The organism is Bacillus sp. FSL R9-9834, assembly GCF_038006905.1.
In the GTDB taxonomy this organism is placed as follows: domain Bacteria; phylum Bacillota; class Bacilli; order Bacillales; family Bacillaceae_G; genus Bacillus_A; species Bacillus_A pacificus.
In genome coordinates, this window is record NZ_JBBOWD010000002.1 from 112223 (window position 1) to 128221 (window position 15999).

General features: G+C 31.8%; 15 protein-coding genes. 2 read left to right on the forward strand and 13 right to left on the reverse strand.

Going from position 1 to position 15999, the window contains the following annotated elements:
• Positions 1 to 33: 33 nt before the first annotated feature.
• From MKY00_RS28205 to MKY00_RS28230, 6 genes are all read right to left on the reverse strand, one after another.
• A complete protein-coding gene (locus tag MKY00_RS28205) occupies positions 34 to 2313 on the reverse strand; it encodes a type IA DNA topoisomerase (RefSeq protein WP_341035503.1) in 2280 nt (759 codons plus the stop codon).
• Between the two features lie 193 nt (positions 2314 to 2506).
• The gene (locus MKY00_RS28210; RefSeq protein ID WP_033674515.1) at positions 2507 to 4240 is read right to left on the reverse strand and encodes a phosphoadenosine phosphosulfate reductase domain-containing protein; all 1734 of its coding nucleotides are present in this window, start codon (positions 4238 to 4240) and stop codon (positions 2507 to 2509) included.
• Between the two features lie 128 nt (positions 4241 to 4368).
• A complete protein-coding gene (locus MKY00_RS28215; protein ID WP_000264764.1) occupies positions 4369 to 4698 on the reverse strand; it encodes a hypothetical protein in 330 nt (109 codons plus the stop codon).
• Between the two features lie 12 nt (positions 4699 to 4710).
• Complete coding sequence (locus MKY00_RS28220) at positions 4711 to 5721, reverse strand: hypothetical protein (RefSeq protein WP_000196818.1); 1011 nt, start codon at positions 5719 to 5721, stop codon at positions 4711 to 4713.
• A 563-nt stretch (positions 5722 to 6284) separates the two neighbouring features.
• Positions 6285 to 8360, reverse strand: coding sequence for an ATP-dependent helicase (locus tag MKY00_RS28225; protein WP_001291527.1), 2076 nt, complete (start codon positions 8358 to 8360; stop codon positions 6285 to 6287).
• A 184-nt stretch (positions 8361 to 8544) separates the two neighbouring features.
• The gene (locus MKY00_RS28230; RefSeq protein WP_000504300.1) at positions 8545 to 9828 is read right to left on the reverse strand and encodes a DUF2325 domain-containing protein; all 1284 of its coding nucleotides are present in this window, start codon (positions 9826 to 9828) and stop codon (positions 8545 to 8547) included.
• Between the two features lie 293 nt (positions 9829 to 10121).
• On the opposite strand from MKY00_RS28230, the gene dnaX reads away from it, so the two are divergent.
• On the forward strand, positions 10122 to 11732 hold the full coding sequence (dnaX, locus tag MKY00_RS28235; RefSeq protein ID WP_000074055.1) for a DNA polymerase III subunit gamma/tau: 1611 nt from the start codon (positions 10122 to 10124) through the stop codon (positions 11730 to 11732).
• 2 nt (positions 11733 to 11734) lie between these two features.
• The gene (locus MKY00_RS28240; protein WP_001079847.1) at positions 11735 to 12166 is read left to right on the forward strand and encodes a hypothetical protein; all 432 of its coding nucleotides are present in this window, start codon (positions 11735 to 11737) and stop codon (positions 12164 to 12166) included.
• Positions 12167 to 12249: 83 nt separating this feature from the next.
• On the opposite strand, the gene MKY00_RS28245 is transcribed toward MKY00_RS28240, so the two are convergent.
• The 7 genes from MKY00_RS28245 to MKY00_RS28275 form a co-directional block, all read right to left on the reverse strand.
• Complete coding sequence (locus MKY00_RS28245; protein ID WP_000483321.1) at positions 12250 to 12699, reverse strand: hypothetical protein; 450 nt, start codon at positions 12697 to 12699, stop codon at positions 12250 to 12252.
• A 45-nt stretch (positions 12700 to 12744) separates the two neighbouring features.
• On the reverse strand, positions 12745 to 12972 hold the full coding sequence (locus MKY00_RS28250) for a hypothetical protein (RefSeq protein ID WP_000206849.1): 228 nt from the start codon (positions 12970 to 12972) through the stop codon (positions 12745 to 12747).
• Positions 12973 to 13130: 158 nt separating this feature from the next.
• Positions 13131 to 13730 (reverse strand): hypothetical protein, encoded by a 600-nt coding sequence (locus MKY00_RS28255; RefSeq protein ID WP_049800275.1) that lies wholly within the window; start codon positions 13728 to 13730, stop codon positions 13131 to 13133.
• A gap of 207 nt (positions 13731 to 13937) precedes the next feature.
• Positions 13938 to 14483 carry a hypothetical protein gene (locus tag MKY00_RS28260; RefSeq protein WP_001018982.1) on the reverse strand — a complete coding sequence of 182 codons (546 nt, stop codon included), beginning with the start codon at positions 14481 to 14483 and terminating at the stop codon, positions 13938 to 13940.
• Positions 14484 to 14907: 424 nt separating this feature from the next.
• Entirely contained in the window at positions 14908 to 15108 is a 201-nt protein-coding gene (locus tag MKY00_RS28265; RefSeq protein WP_001237537.1) for a helix-turn-helix transcriptional regulator, read from the reverse strand.
• Complete coding sequence (locus tag MKY00_RS28270; protein WP_000791541.1) at positions 15098 to 15466, reverse strand: DUF3796 domain-containing protein; 369 nt, start codon at positions 15464 to 15466, stop codon at positions 15098 to 15100. The genes MKY00_RS28265 and MKY00_RS28270 overlap by 11 nt, the downstream gene beginning before the upstream one ends.
• Positions 15467 to 15687: 221 nt before the next feature.
• Positions 15688 to 15969, reverse strand: a complete 282-nt coding sequence (locus MKY00_RS28275; protein ID WP_000834891.1) for a hypothetical protein — start codon at positions 15967 to 15969, stop codon at positions 15688 to 15690.
• Between the last annotated feature and the right edge of the window lie 30 nt (positions 15970 to 15999).

Here is a 15999-nt window from a genome sequence, read left to right on the forward strand (position 1 = left end):
ATTTCTTCCTGCAATGAAAACAGATTCAATGTTTTACTGTTGATTAAAAATTGAAATTTGAATGGTTCTTTCCTTCTTTTCCACCTTTTCTTTAATTTCAGGCTTTTTAAACTCTAACTTATTAGCTGCTACGTTATATGACAACACAGCATCGAAAAGATCCTCCCCTTTCTTGAATCCTTTAATCGTGTTTGTTTTCCCATCTTTTAATAGTTTTTTCACTTGTGCACTAGATATTTTCTTTCCTAATATCTTCTCCTTAATTTGAAAATCACAGCCTGTCGTACTATATGCTGTGCAGCCATAAAATCCTTTTTTTAGAACCACTTGACTACCGCACTTTAAACATGAACCTAGTAACTTCTCCTCCTCTTTCCTTTTAGCCTCTTCAATTTTTTTTATTGAGGAATCTAAATTCCAAGATTTAGAGATTTGTTCAATATCATTTAATAGCTTCATAACTAATTTTTCAGCCTTACCTATAAATTGCTTATAATCAATTCGGCCATCTGAGATTGCCTCTAAAACATTTTCCCATTTTGCTGTTAATTCTGGTGAACACATAATCATCTTGTCACCAAGTGCATCCATTAACATCCGGCCCTTCTCTAATAAAAGTACTTTATTATTCTTATTAACTAAATATCCACGATCATATAGTGTATGGATAATACCATCACGCGTAGCGACTGTACCTATTCCACTTGTTTTTTTAAGGATTTTTTGCATTTCTTTTTCTTCCATAAGAGAACCGCAATTTTCCATTAATTCAACTAATGTACCAGGTGTTAAATAAGGAGGGGCCTTTGTCATTCCCTTGTTGATTTCTGTATCAACAATCGTCCCTTTATCTCCTTCTTTTACATCCGGTAAATGGGCTACTTCTTCATTTTCCTCTTCTTGCTCATCTTTCTCATCAGATACTTGTTCTTTCTGGTATAACATCTTCCAGCCCAAACTCACTTCTTGTTTCCCTTTAGTTAAAAACGTTTCTGTTTCATCTACAACTGTGATAATTGAAGTAAAATCATACAATGCATCTTCGTGATGCGCGGCAATTACTCGTTTCACTACCAAGTCATATATTGCTTTTTCACCAGGATTTAATTTAGAAAAATCTTTAGGAACGTCTAATACTATAATTCCGTGATGATCTGAGACCTTTTTCTCGTTTATATACCGCGAGGACAAATCAGAACTACGTATTGGAGCAGGTAAATATTTAGAATATGACTCGGTATACTTTAACTTTTCTAAAACCGCTGAAAGGATTGGCGCTTCAGCTGCCGTAATATACGGGTTATCTGCGCGGGGATAGGACAACAAACCAGCTAGATACAAGTTTTCTGCATGATGAAGAGTTTCCTTAGGATCCATTTTAAATAATTTATTAGCAGTAGATTGAAGTCTGGTTAAATCAAAAAACTGTGGTGGCTTAAATGCCTTACGTTCCTTTTTTACTTCCTTTATAACAGCTGGTTCTTCAACTAATCGAATTGAAAGTTCCTCTATTTCTTCTTCACTATCAAAGCGATTCTTGTCTTCTTTAAACCATCTTCCTGTATATTCTTTACCGTCCACTTCAAAAGTCCCAGATAAAGTCCAAAAAGGTTCTGGTACATGTGCTTCTATTTGTTTAATACGATCGTAAACAAGACGTAGCGTTGGAGATTGACACCTTCCAATCGAAAATACTTCCCTTTTCAAACCACTTAAATCCCCATTTTCAGAATTCCTACTTGCAAATTCTGATTGCATTCTTAAAGATACAGACCTTGATAAATTTATACCTACTAAGAAATCAGCTATTGCTCGCGCATAAGCACTATGATATAAATTCTCTTTGGTTTTATAAGGGACTAATTCTTGCATTCCTTTTTTAATTGATGCTGGCGTTAATGAAGAAATCCACAAGCATTTTGTTGGAAGGTTTCTATTTGTTACGTATTTTATTATTTCAGTAAATATTTTCATACCTTCTCTAGCTGAATCACAACAATTAATAAACATTGTAACTTTAGGATCATTAGCCAGTTTTTTTATTGTTCTAACATGTTTTTCTCTTCCTTTAATTGGTTTATAAATATAATTTTTAGGCATTATAGGTAATCCTGACAAACTCCATGGAGTGTTAGTCCCCATTTTTTCTTCATCAAAAGTCAAAAGGTGACCCATACAATAGGCTACATATGCACCATTAGGAAATTCATTGCAGGGCATTATCTCGTAATATAAATCATGTTTTTTATATTTTGGAAAAGCAGCTACAATTTTCTTTGCTACATCCGGTTTTTCTGCCAAACATAAATACACTCTTAACCCTCCTTATAAGCATAATAGACTTTTACTATCCAGTTACTATTTCTATAAATACCCCAACTGATATCAGCTTATAGAAATAGTCTCCCTCATATGGATTATGAGATTTTCTATCCAGAAATCTAAGAAAATAAAAAAATCGATAAACACATTTGGTTTATCGATGATAAAAAAGTATTGTTGTTTTCTAAATGAACAGAGATATTTGACCGCATTCCTCTTCTTGTATCTGTACATCTGCAACGGGACAACTAAAGATTTGTTTATTTCTTTGATTTGTACTAATTCCTTCACGAATTGCACTAAGCAACAACTGATTTATGCCTAGATTATAATACTTTTTATTCATAGTACCAGGTTCTTCAGTCCAGCCTAACCAATTAAATATAACTTTCTGTGCCTCTTCCATTGTTCTTATATCCGAAGAACATATTATAAATTTCAATTTATTCCAAACGATTTTAAAATCACTATTGTCATAGCAAGACGGGAAACAAAAGTAACTTTTTCTTGTTATACGCTGCCTTTCTTTTAAAAAGGAGAATAATTCTCCTTCTTCAAAAGGATAATCTACATCCACACAAAAAATAGGGTTTGTATTTCTTGTTTTTTGCTTATTCACTTTCATATCAGGTAAGAGCACTAACTCCCCATCATAATTAAAGTCTTTGGGGACAATTTCATTTCTTGATACGCGAATACCTTCTGTTTCGTACCAGGCATCTAGAATGGCTTCTATCTCTTCTTCCTCAATCAATATATATTGTGATTTCTCTTGTGCATAAAGTAAATATTCAAGTAATATATAACGCCCTTCAAAAGATATTCCACCAGGTATATATCCTTCATCACTAGCACGATTAAAAATCTCGTAGTAATGCATATCTTGATATTCTTCATCACAAAGTTGAAAAATGTCTAATTCACTATTATTAAGGTTATCACTTTTTAAAATTTTATTGTATACAGGTCTAGGTTTTATGCTACGATATCTACAATCATTACGCATTTTAACAACAAGTGTTTTCCAGTCTAACAAGAATTGATAACTGTTTTTTCCTTCCGCAATCAATCGTTTTAGCATCTTATCCTCAGATACAACTCCGCATAACCAACAACCACTTCTCGCACCGTTCATTGAACAGGCAGAACCAATATCATTTGCACTCGTTTTAATACCACACTCAAGCATTTCTCCACCATATTGAATTGTCATCTCTTCTACATCAATACCATAACTTAATGTTCCTCTATCCATTAACTCAAAAAATACTTCATCAGATGTTAAAAACTTTATTGGATGGAAATACTTTATTCTAGGCATATCCGGATGTTCAGCAAAGTATGATGTTGCATCATCTTCAATTGCAGCAATACTCCTTCTTCGACGCGCACTCTCCTCATTCCTTACACCGGTATAAAGCAAAACATCAAATTCGTCGTTTTCTATACCCATAGGAATTGCGTTTAAAATTTCTTTCAATTTATTCTGCATCGGCAGAAGTTTCAAATGGCTCGTGCACCATCTATTTCTTACATTTCCTAACGGAATAGAAGTACCGCGACCTAGTAATTTATAAAAAAATCTACTTTTCATTTGCGGTTTCACCATATGAACCACAAATGGCATTTTCCCCTTATTATGAAATTCACCTGCCGCATATCTCTTAATTTGTTCTAAACATCTATATTGATAAGCAGTCATTTCTGGTGTCTCAACACCCGTATCTGCACAAATTATATGAACGGTGTGAATACGTTCCTCTGGTTCCATATCTTCTAATGTTTCGCATAACAATTGCATTACGAGCGATGAATCTTTTCCTCCACTCATTGCAACCATGTGAGTCTTATAGTTTAAATAAACTTCTTTCATTCTTTGCTTTATTATTTTAATTTCATCTAAAGAGTTTCTGTTCATTTTTTCTTACCCAAAATTACAATAAAAAACACAAAGGGATCTCCCCCTTGTGCATATTGCAACAAAGGGTTAGCCCCCTTTCAATTTATGTTATTTATTGCATGAATAATCTTTAATGAAGCAGCTGATTAAAATAAAGTTAACTGTCCTGATTCGTCATTATTCAAATTCATCTCTTTGCTAATTTTTTCTTCCGGTTCTAATAATTCTTCGGTACATGATTTAGATAAGACATTTTGTGTATTACAATCTGCATGATTCCGCTGGTAACAAGCGCAATACAATGGTACTTCAGGATCCACCTGTTCTAAATAGCAATCTCCTTTGCCTAAAGAACAAGTTTCCCAGTGTCCACATGCCCCAAATCCTTTCTTAGAATAGCCTAGAGCCGTGTATGAAGCGTCTGATTTCATATGTGGGTTTCTTTCCATTATCCTTTTTAACTGTTCTATCCACATAGAATTTCCCCCTTACAAAGCAACCATATATACATTTTTTTGCAACTTAATGAACATTTCTTGCAGAACAAGATTTAACGAAACATTCGCTTGTCTTCTTATATAACCTTTTTCTAAAAGTTCTATTGCATCAGCAATTCCTTTTACACCTAGTTTTTCAGCATGTAGCTCTAAAATATTGATTTGACTTTGAAAAGATATAAAACCCTTCTTTTTCGTTAAAGCATAAAGTACATCCTTAAACCATATGTTTATAAATTTAAATAGAATTGGCTCTTTTTCTTTTGAATCTATTAATTTTAATAACTTTATTATTTCTATATAGACTGCAGGTTCCATCAAATTCTTCATCAAGCAGGCTACTTGCGAATGTAGATCTATAAACCACTGATCTCTTGCTAGTGACATAGCCTTATCTATATTATTTGTCATACGAGTTAAAAGCTTTACTATATCCTGAGAAAGATTTGCTGCAGATAATTCTTCTTCGTATTCTCCCAAAGGTGTATCTAGAAAGTTTAAAATTTGGCATCTAGATTGAATCGTACCAAGAACCTTTTGTATATTTTCTGTAACAAGAATGGCCGTTGTATTTCCATCTGGTTCTTCTAAAAATTTTAATAAACTATTTGCAGCACTAGTTGTTAGCATTTCAACTCGATCAATAAGATAAATCTTTCTTGAGAGTTCAGTAGATGTGTATGAGATCTCCTTGTGTAATTGCTGAATTTGCTCCTTCTTAATACTCCCACCCTCTTCTGGTGAAATAATAACTACGTCAGGATGAATGTTGTTATTTATGCGATTACAATTTCGGCAATCATTACATGGTATTCTCTCTGTATTTTCTAGGCAAAATAGGCTTTTAATAAATAATAAAGCTGTCTCTTTTTTTAAGGTACCTGCTTCCCCGTTAAATAGATACGCATGATTAACCTTATTATTTACTAATCCATTTTTCAGTATTGTCCCTACGATATGTTGCTTTTGCATTACTTCATTCCAAGATATAATTCTTGTCATCATTACCACTCCTTAATTTTTATTAACACAAAAAGACCTTTCGAAGAAATAAGTGCTATTGTAAGAGGCTTACAATAATTCTTATAACCCGAAAGGTCTTGTGTATTAGTTTAAGCAAAATAAAAATATTAATACGTAAATAATACCGAAAATTCAGATAAAAAACAAGTATACACGCCATTGTTATATTACTTCACCAGTTTTATAAATTATTGTCCATAAAAAAAAAATAAAGTGTCACGAACGTTGATTTTGTAATAGAAAAAGCCCTTTTATTTTGAAAATAGTTTGATTAAAAATAGAATTATCTTTGTGAACGAATGTACAATTTTTATAAAAAAGTTTGATTAAAATTCATTATAAACCCTACTACAACAACATTCCTTATAAACTTTATGCTTTAAAGCGGTTGAACTTTTTTCAAAACGTCGCGACTTTTTTATAAACAATTCATCTTTTTTCAAAACGGTACGACTTTATTTCAAATACATATTAAGTTCCTCTGTTATCTACTAGCCATAAAATGAATAAACGATATGAAATTCTATTTTGATGCTGCAGCTTTACCTTTTATACACTTCTGTAATAAATCTTGATATTTCACATGGTTGATTTCTAACTACCTTTGGACTAGAGATATACAATTCACTTTCAGCACGGGTAATTCCTACATAAGCTAATCTTCTTTCCTCTTCTAAGCTTTCTTGTAGCTTCATTATTATTTCTTTTTTATTTGTAATTCTATCTTCCATCACCTCAAGTGCTGACTTATGAGGTAGTATACCTTCAGATACACCAATAAAGAACACGGTTGGAAATTCTAATCCCTTAGAGGAATGTATAGTATGCAATGCAACCGCATCAGGGTTTTGCTGCTTCTGCAATTCTTCCATTTGCTTATTTCGAAGGATAACTTTGTCTATAAATTTTAAAAATGAATCTATATCTTTAAATTTCTTGGATGATGCTGTTAGTTCATCAAGCACTTCTTTCACTAATTCTTGATGAATAGTTAAAGATCCACGTTTATTGTTCTGTAAATACTTTTCATATCCAATGTACCCATTTCTAATTTCTTCAATAGCTAGTGCTGGGTTTAATCTCCCCAAGCCCTTTAAGTTTTTAATCACTCCTATAATAAATTGAAGTTGATACTTTTTTAATTCTGGAATTGATGTTAAGTAGTATAATAAAGGTTTTACCTTTCCCTCTATATAATCTAATGTAGAAGCTCGATTAATATGAGACATCGTTTTATCCTTACTTATATACAGTACATTACATATTTCATTTATTGCCTCTTCATCATTTGGATTTAATGCTAGCCTTAAAAAACCTATAATTGGCCGTACATACATATTTTCATAGAAAGTATCCTTATTACTATATTGAACATAAGGGATATCATTTAATACTAGCTGCTCTACAATCGCTCTACTGACAGCATGAGTCCTGTATAGAACTGCGATATCTTTAAATTGTCTTTTTTCACCTTTAACTACACTCTTTATACTTTGCACTATATTTATTGCCTCTTCATCACTATCTTCAGGTGAACTATAAATCGGTTTAGGTCCGTCCACTTTATAGGCTCTAAGTTCTTTTTTAAATTGTATCTTATTGTTTTTTATTACTTCATTCCCAAGTCCAACAATATATGGATTTGATCTATAATTGACCTCAAGCTTTATCACTTTCGTACCTGGAAATTCATTCGGAAAATCTAATATCAATTTTGGATTGGAACCCCTAAACGAATATACAGTTTGACCATCGTCCCCCACACCGAATATTAATTTTTGCGGGTATGCTAACATCTTAACTATCATTTGTTGCAGCAAGCTAATATCCTGATATTCGTCCACTAGGATATGAAGAAACTTATTTTGAAGTAATTCAAGAAGATGATAGTCATCTAAAAGAAGTTCATAGGTATATAGTAAGATATCATCAAAATCCATTTGATTATTATCTGCTTTCCATTCTTCATAAGATTGATATATTGTCTTGATTTCCTTTTCAATTGGCGTTTTAGCAGGAAGATTCTTTGGAGTTACAAAAGTGTTTTTGTAATAAGAGATAAGTGACAATATAGTTTCAGGGTCATATGCTTCCTGGTATTTATATTTCTTTAATATGTTTTTAATAATGATGTGTTTGAACTTTTCATTACTTAAAATACGTTGATCGTATCCTCTGCTTCTTAATATCCTCAAAAATACAGAATGAAATGTACCAGCAACAATAGTATTTAATACCGATTTACTTATGCCTGGTAAACCAGCAATCCTTTCCTTCATTTCATTGGCCGCTTTACGTGTGAATGTTAAAACTAATATTCTTGATGCATCTACATGTGCTACACACATTAAGTAGCCTACTCTACTTGCTAGAACTCTTGTCTTTCCACTCCCTGCAGCAGCAATTGCTAATACAGGTCTATCAATTGTTCGAACAGCTTCAATTTGTTTCTCGTTTAGATAAATGCCATTTTCTTCTAACGCTCTAAAATAAAATGAATCAAATCCATTATCAGTTATTAATTCCTTAGAAGTGTAAATATCAGCTATTTCCGCTTGAGGTATCGTCTTCATTTCAAAGTAGCCTTCTGGTAGAAATACACTTTGTTTTTCTGACATCTTCAAAACTTTCCCCTCTCTTTCATACTTTTGTACAAATAAAAATAGCCCTCCGGAAAAGAATTGCATGTACGATGTACAGCGTTCTTTTACCCGAAGGGCATAATTCCTAATAAACGAAAGAAAATTCAAAAATATATCACAAGTATTATATCATACTTAAATATACGGTTCACTTTACATTTTACTCATTTGCATATCTATTCAAGGCACTTTCAAACGCTGAAATCCCCTTACTATTTACAAATCGGATAGGAGTGTTATAACGAGCTGCGGCTGGAATAATTAACTCATGATATATATGACTCAATAATTCTGTTAGATAAAAGACTACATCAGCTTTTTTAACTGCACTATCTATCTTACGATGCTGATCTTCTGCTACAAATATAATTTCTGCATTGTACTTTTCAACGCACTCTCTATAGTATCTTTCTTTATTCCCACCAATTACAGCCACTTTCTTTCCTGACAAATCATTCTTATGCACATCTCCTTCCGGCTCTTCTTCTTTCTGCAATTGAATGATTTCTTGAGCCATTTGTTCAATCATTTTATTTAAATACTCTATTTCTTTTTTATGTTGTTCGGACTTGATTTCCTCCTCAGTTGCCAACTCAGTCATCAATTCATTTACTGACCTCTCTGTTTGCTTAACAACTCTTGATGCCTTAGCATCTGATGAGATTTTTTGTTTTTTCAAATATTCATTTTCCATTTTGTATTTATTTAACATTTTTTCTTGTTTATTAAGCTTTTTTTCATACTCGTTTAACTTACTTTGAAGTTTATTCCACTCCTCTTTAAATGAAATCTCTTCAGCCTTTTCTTGACTAGGATATCTCTCCTGATGAAATATTGCTAATTCTGCAAGAATGTTAATGTATCTGAATGGAGCAGCTTCTAAGTACAAATCATGCATATCATCTGTTCCTTGAGTTTTTATATAAGCAGTGATAAAAATTGTGAAATGCATTCCGTACTTCTCAATTACTTCTTGTACATCTTTAATTTTCTTCTGTTGATTAACTGTTTGATCATACGCTGCTTGTAATTGAGCTATCTCAATTTCACCAGCGACTTTTAAATTCTTTTGAAGCCTTTCTTTCATCTGTGGTTTACTATATTCTTTTAACAAGCGATCGATTTTCCCTCGTTTACCCTGTTTCTTTTCCTTCGCTGTTAAGAAAATTTTACAGTCATTGAAAAAACGAGTAACTATTTTCTTGTGTTTCGGTGAATCACTTTCTATTAAAGAAATAATAATGTACAAATCAACAACATCAGGTAATGAGTCCATAGATTCTAACCAATACTGAGTAACAGCATCTTTCACTTTTGTAAATAATTCATCAGATATCTTATCTTGACCTATAGAATCTCCTTCCTCAAAACACTCACTATAATGTTTAAATAAATCTATTGATTCTTTTCCGTCCTTTTTTGTAATCGAAACTAATTCACCCATTTTTAATCCCCTCTCACAATAGAATTTTCTGATAACTCCTCTAAATAGTAATATGTGGAATTACGAGTGTCAAATCGATTAATAAAGTTTTTAATCTTCCTTTTTGTTAGTTCAAGAGTTATAATATTCTTATAATTTTTTACTTTTTGTTTTTTCTTCTTTAAATTAAAAGCAGCCCTTTGGGTTGAGTTAACACATGAAAATGTGAACAGTAACTCTACTCATTTGGCTGCTTTTTTGCATTTAAAAGGATTGCCATTTAATAAAATTTGATATTTATGGGAGGAATATTAATGAGTAATTATGTTGCACTATACCGTGCGTATAGACCAAATAGCTTTAATGATTTAGTGGGGCAAGATCATATTAAAACGACCATCATGAATGCGATTAAACTAGAAAAAGTAGCCCATGCCTACCTACTCTCTGGACCACGAGGTACTGGTAAAACAACTGTTGCCAAAATAATAGGAAAAGGTGTTAACTGCTTAGCTCCATTAAGTAATGGTGAGCCTTGTCAAAAGTGCGCCAACTGTAGTGATATCAATAATAATAAATTCGCGGACATTCTAGAATTTGATGCTGCAAGCAATAATGGAGTAGAAGAAATACGGCAGATACGAGATCAGGTACATTTAGCACCGGTTACAGGGAAATATAAAGTGTATATTATCGATGAAGTGCATATGCTTTCAAATTCGGCATTTAATGCTCTATTAAAGACATTAGAAGAGCCACCAGCACACGTTATTTTCATACTGGCTACAACAGATCCACAAAAAGTTCCTAAAACTATCATTTCTAGATGCCAACAATTCGAATTTCGAAATATACCTCTTCAAGCAATGATTGACAGGTTAAAATTCATTTCCCATGATCAAGGGATTCGTATTACAGACGAAGCATTACATTTAATATCCCAATTAGCTGAAGGCGGTTTAAGAAATGCTCTTAGCATAATGGACCAAGTCATCGCATACGCAACAAATAATGTAACAATAGAGCATGTTGCAACAGTCGTTGGTAAGGTAGCAATTCAGGATATTGAAAAACTAATACATTATATAACTGAGAAAGATTTAACCAGCACTTTGGATTCCTTGCAAACTATCCTAGAGAGAAAACAAGCGGATTTCTTTTTAAGCGATTTAATTGGTTACTACAGAGACCTCATGATATTCAATCTATCTCAAAAAACTGACATGTCTAAAGTGGCCATTTATAATAATGCCTTTATAAATCTTGCTGAGCGAATACCATTATCCAAGATTCCAAGTATTCTTGAAGAGCTTACAACGGTACAGTATAAAATAAAAAGCTCTGTATATGCAGCGACACTAATTGAAATTGCATTAGTTAAGATACTTCAGCTGGAGCAGGAAATATCAACGATCCAACCGAATATCAAAAATAATGAAAATGAAGATTCCAGTGAGCTTAATCAAACATTGTTACAAAGTTTACTTGATACCATCGCAGCATTCAATCAGCGTTTAGACGAATTTGAAAAACAAAAAGAAGAACCAACTGCTAATCAAAGACGCAGAAACATTCAAATTTATCGCGACCCTAAAGCTAAGGAAACTGCAAAAGATATTGTTTTACCAGAAATCACTTGGGAAACAAGCAAATTATTAGAAACATTCCTACCCAACTGTATCGCTCATATAAAGAAAGATAATCCCCTTATTGCAAATAGTTTAGGAGAAATAGTTCATGCCACTGGATCAAAGCACCATATTATATTCGTAATGGAAAATCCCCAACAAGTTGAGACTTTATATAATCCATTAAATGATTCCATAGTTACTAAAACCATTTCACAATTACTTAGACGTCAAATTAAAATGATTTACTTAGAAAAAAGTGAGTGGGAAGAGATAAATACTAATAAGGAAGTGTAAAAATGAATCGTATCAAAGTACCATTCGGAAGAAAAAAGAAACCTAAACTCCCAGTTGAAGATATTTCCGCCTTATCTTCTATGGAATTTGATCATCTATTGCATGTACTTAACGAACATGCAAATAGATATACGTATTATAATCGCTCTTATGAAATTAGAAAGTTCCAACAATTAATTGCATTTCATCTAGCAAATAAATTAACAAAGCAGCAAACATTTTCTAACATCGAATTAGGTATCCTAAACGTTATACTTGAAAATAGGAACCTACCAATTGAGGAAAGAAAAAAATCAGGTGATTTTGTATTATTAGAGGAAATTGATAAGCAAAATAATTCAAATGAATTTATTAACCAACTAATAGAAAATAACTTTCAATTAGTTGAGAACATTGCATACGTACGATTAAATGACGCTAATGAACATAATTAAATAATCCATTAAAAAATAACCCCGCTTAAATATAGGCGGGGTTAAACATTTGAAATCAAATGAACAATAGGATTAATGATACCTCAATCAAAGATACTATTGAGTAAGCTATGTCCTACAATACTATAAGATGCCGATTTTTCATCCCATTTTAATTCAATTTCTAATATTTCTTCTCTATTCCGTACTGTATTTTTAGCATTACGATGTTCAATCCATTTTATTTTTTCTGGTACATCTGGAATAAATAATGCTGTAAAGTAAGCTCTCCTTAGTATTGTTGCTAACTGAGCATAACGATCTCCTACTGATCGAGTATCATTCCCATACATCACAAATCTTGCTTCTATATCGTTTGCTATATCTTTATCATTAAGAACATACACTTCTACAGGAAATCGTTGTACCTCACGTACCTTATCTTCATTCGGTTCCATGGATTTAAATAGACCAGTAATATACGGTAATTCAAACTTATATAATCCAGAATGTATTTGTTGATATTTTGGTACTTCTTTGGTTCTATTAAACATTAGTAATCCCCCTTAGTATATGAATATAACTCGATTTAATTTTTGCTACCGATTACTCTTTATTCTATATATACTTTTCTTTAGCTTAGGCTTCTTGTGTAACCGTACTTTAGTTCCATTAATATCTAAGTCAATTTTTTCTTCCTCTAAAACCTCCATTTTCTCTTCATGTTCCTTTTTAATTCTATCTCTTTCTTCTTTTTTCTTAGTCGCTTTTGGACCAATTACGAACAGAATTAAGAATATGCTTACCATTACAACAAAAGTTGTCACTAGTACCTCTCCCCCTTCGCCAAAACTTCGTACCATATATTTTTTAATCAATAAGATTTAATCTTGAAATCGACAGGAGAATAAGCACTAGCATCATTACACAGAAATATTATAGAAATAATTTGCACTATTCCTCCTTCTCCTTTTATAAAACGAAATTATAAATGACGCAGTAAGGCCGGTACCAGCAAGGTCATTACAAATATAAAAATGGAACTATATCTCAAACTTGAACTCCATTTTCCATATTTGGGATGTTCAAATTTCTTATAAAGCATACCTAATGCTAAAGATATCAAAAACATTAATACAGCTGTTCCTAAAATTATAGAAGTAATTAAGCCCACCATATTACTCATAAAGGTTTGAAAATCAAATGAACGTGTTGTCAACATTAACACTGGTAGAATCCTTATTAAAAGTATGAGGATAAATGAACCTACTCCAAAATATATAGATCTTTTTTTCCACTTTATATGTTTAAACCATAAAGAAGCCCCAAAAACTAATAATGATATTAAAATTACTACAGAAAGTATAAGGAAAATAACATCAAAGAATGCAGGCACACTCGCATGGACTGCACCATCTATTTTATCTCCCCCATCTTTTATTACATCACTGCCACCATTAAACAAAGAACCAAACCAGTCTACAATCCAATCGGTCATCCAAGAAATATCGAATGGTAACTCTTCATTATTTGTTTGTGCAGGAGCAGCTGAGTTATACACCTCCAAATTATCCTCCCCCTTAATTGAAATTAAGCCCTTTACTTTAAGTATATAAATTTTCTTATTAAAACTAAGAAATTGGCTAAATTTGAGAAGAGATAATATTATCAAATTAAAAATTGTTAGTGTTTTATGCAATGCTAAATTAACGATTATACAATCATTAAATAAACATAACCCCGCCCATAATTTAGGACGGGGTTATCTATATAACTTTAAAACTTAGATTGATTAAGTAAAAAGCCATTTAATAATCATAATTAATACAACTATCCAAAACACAATACTAAAGATTTCAATGAGAAGTGAACCGGTATCACTTTGAGATTCTTGTTTATTTACATTTTGATTTGGTGGATAGTTTGAATAATCTTTCTCAATATCACGATAGATTGTATTGCCTTTTTCTCTATTTTGTTCAGCTATTCTCTTTAAATCATTTAATTCAAATGGAGATACTTCTAAAATATCCTGCATTCCATTATGATAAGAAATTGCAGCATACATTTTAGTCTTATTTTTCGCCGTCACTCCACCTACAACAGCCCCTACTCCTCCCAGCAGAACTCCCCCTACAATAGCTCTTCCTGCCACACTTTTTTTACTTCTAGATTTTTCCTCTGTTAAAATCTCTACATCTCTTATATTCATACTCCATACATCTGGATCAATAATATGTTTATTGGCGATGCCATTATTAAATTTAAAACCATCTTTAAAATTACCACTTATTTTCTTTCCTACCTCTAAAACTTCACCTTGTCGAACAATTGCCATTAAGTAACACTCCTATATTTTTTCAAATTATACTTAAAGATATATAACTATTTTTATAAAATCTTTTATTTTATTTATTTTTTTAATCAAATTAATAGATGTTATAGTAAAAAATTATTCTCTTCCAAAATTGTTAAATTCTTTATATGCTTTGATTCATATACTAAATTTTACACAAATCACCATTTCTTGTCTATACAAGTGAGTTTTCTACAATCATTAGCGTTACTTTGTGTTGATTTGAAATAAAGTTTAATCAAAAAAACTCCACAAACCCATATTATATGGTAAATAAGAAGACTCCATTTTGAAAAAAGAATAATCAAAATGGAGTCTTTTGTTAGAAATCCGAATCTAGTTTTTATAAAAAAGATTAATCAAAACTCATAGACATATCTATTACAACAATATATTTTTACCTAACCTATTCTTCAAACCAAAACAGAACTTCAATAGGTGCTTTCAAAACCTTCGCAATATCATAAGTGAGTTTGAATGAAGGATTATATTTTCCATTTTCGAGATTGCCAATTGTTTCCCTTCGGACACCAACCTCATTGGCTAGATCTTCTTGAGACATACTTAGCTTTACCCTATATTCTTTCATTCGAGTTTTAAGTCGCATCTTGCATCCCTTTCTTTTCTCTACGTTCAAATATTTCTAAATTAATTACAAAAGTTCCTAATGGTATTACAACTGCAAGTACAACGCATAATCTGATTACATGTACATTTGCAAAAATAACGATACTTAAGATTAGTAAAACACCCATTACTAATGCCACGAAAAATGCCTTTGTGGCAGCAATGCGAACATGCAGGATAAAAAGTTCATCTGGTATAACTTTTGCATATAAAAAGAAGGGGAAGAAAGCGAAAAAGTAATATGTAAATGATGTTTCACCTAAAAATGAATGAGGACCTAAAAGTCCTAGAAATCCTAGAAATCCAATAAACCCCAAGTAAGCCAGTTTGTTTTTCATGTGAATTCTCCTTTGTGATGTATTTCGCACTAATTGTTATAAATATATCACATTAACTTGGAAATAAAAAGGATTGAAAACGGTACGACTTTTTTATAAGCAGTTAATCTTTTTTCAAAACGGTTAAACTTTATTGCAAACCTACACTTTGAAATATAATTTGATCAGATATACCTTACAGAATAGCATTTTACAATAAATAAAAACTCAGCATAGCTGAGTTAAATTAGTAGTCTATCCAATTCTCTTTTTGGAATGGGTGTTTCAATTAATAGGTCCAAATAATAACCTTCTTCTGTATCAAAGAAATACTCCATAGTCTTCTCAAATCCTTCTTCTTCACTTTGCATATATTTCTCTACTTCATAATTAGAAAGCGCTGAAACTGATTGAGCAATTAAAGAATATACGAATCGCTCTGCTAACACATTATCATCAAAATGCTTTTTTTCTTTTCGAAAACACCCAGGAGCATTATAAGTAAATGAGACAAAACTTTTCATAATAAAATCCCCCTTTAATTGTCTTTAAAT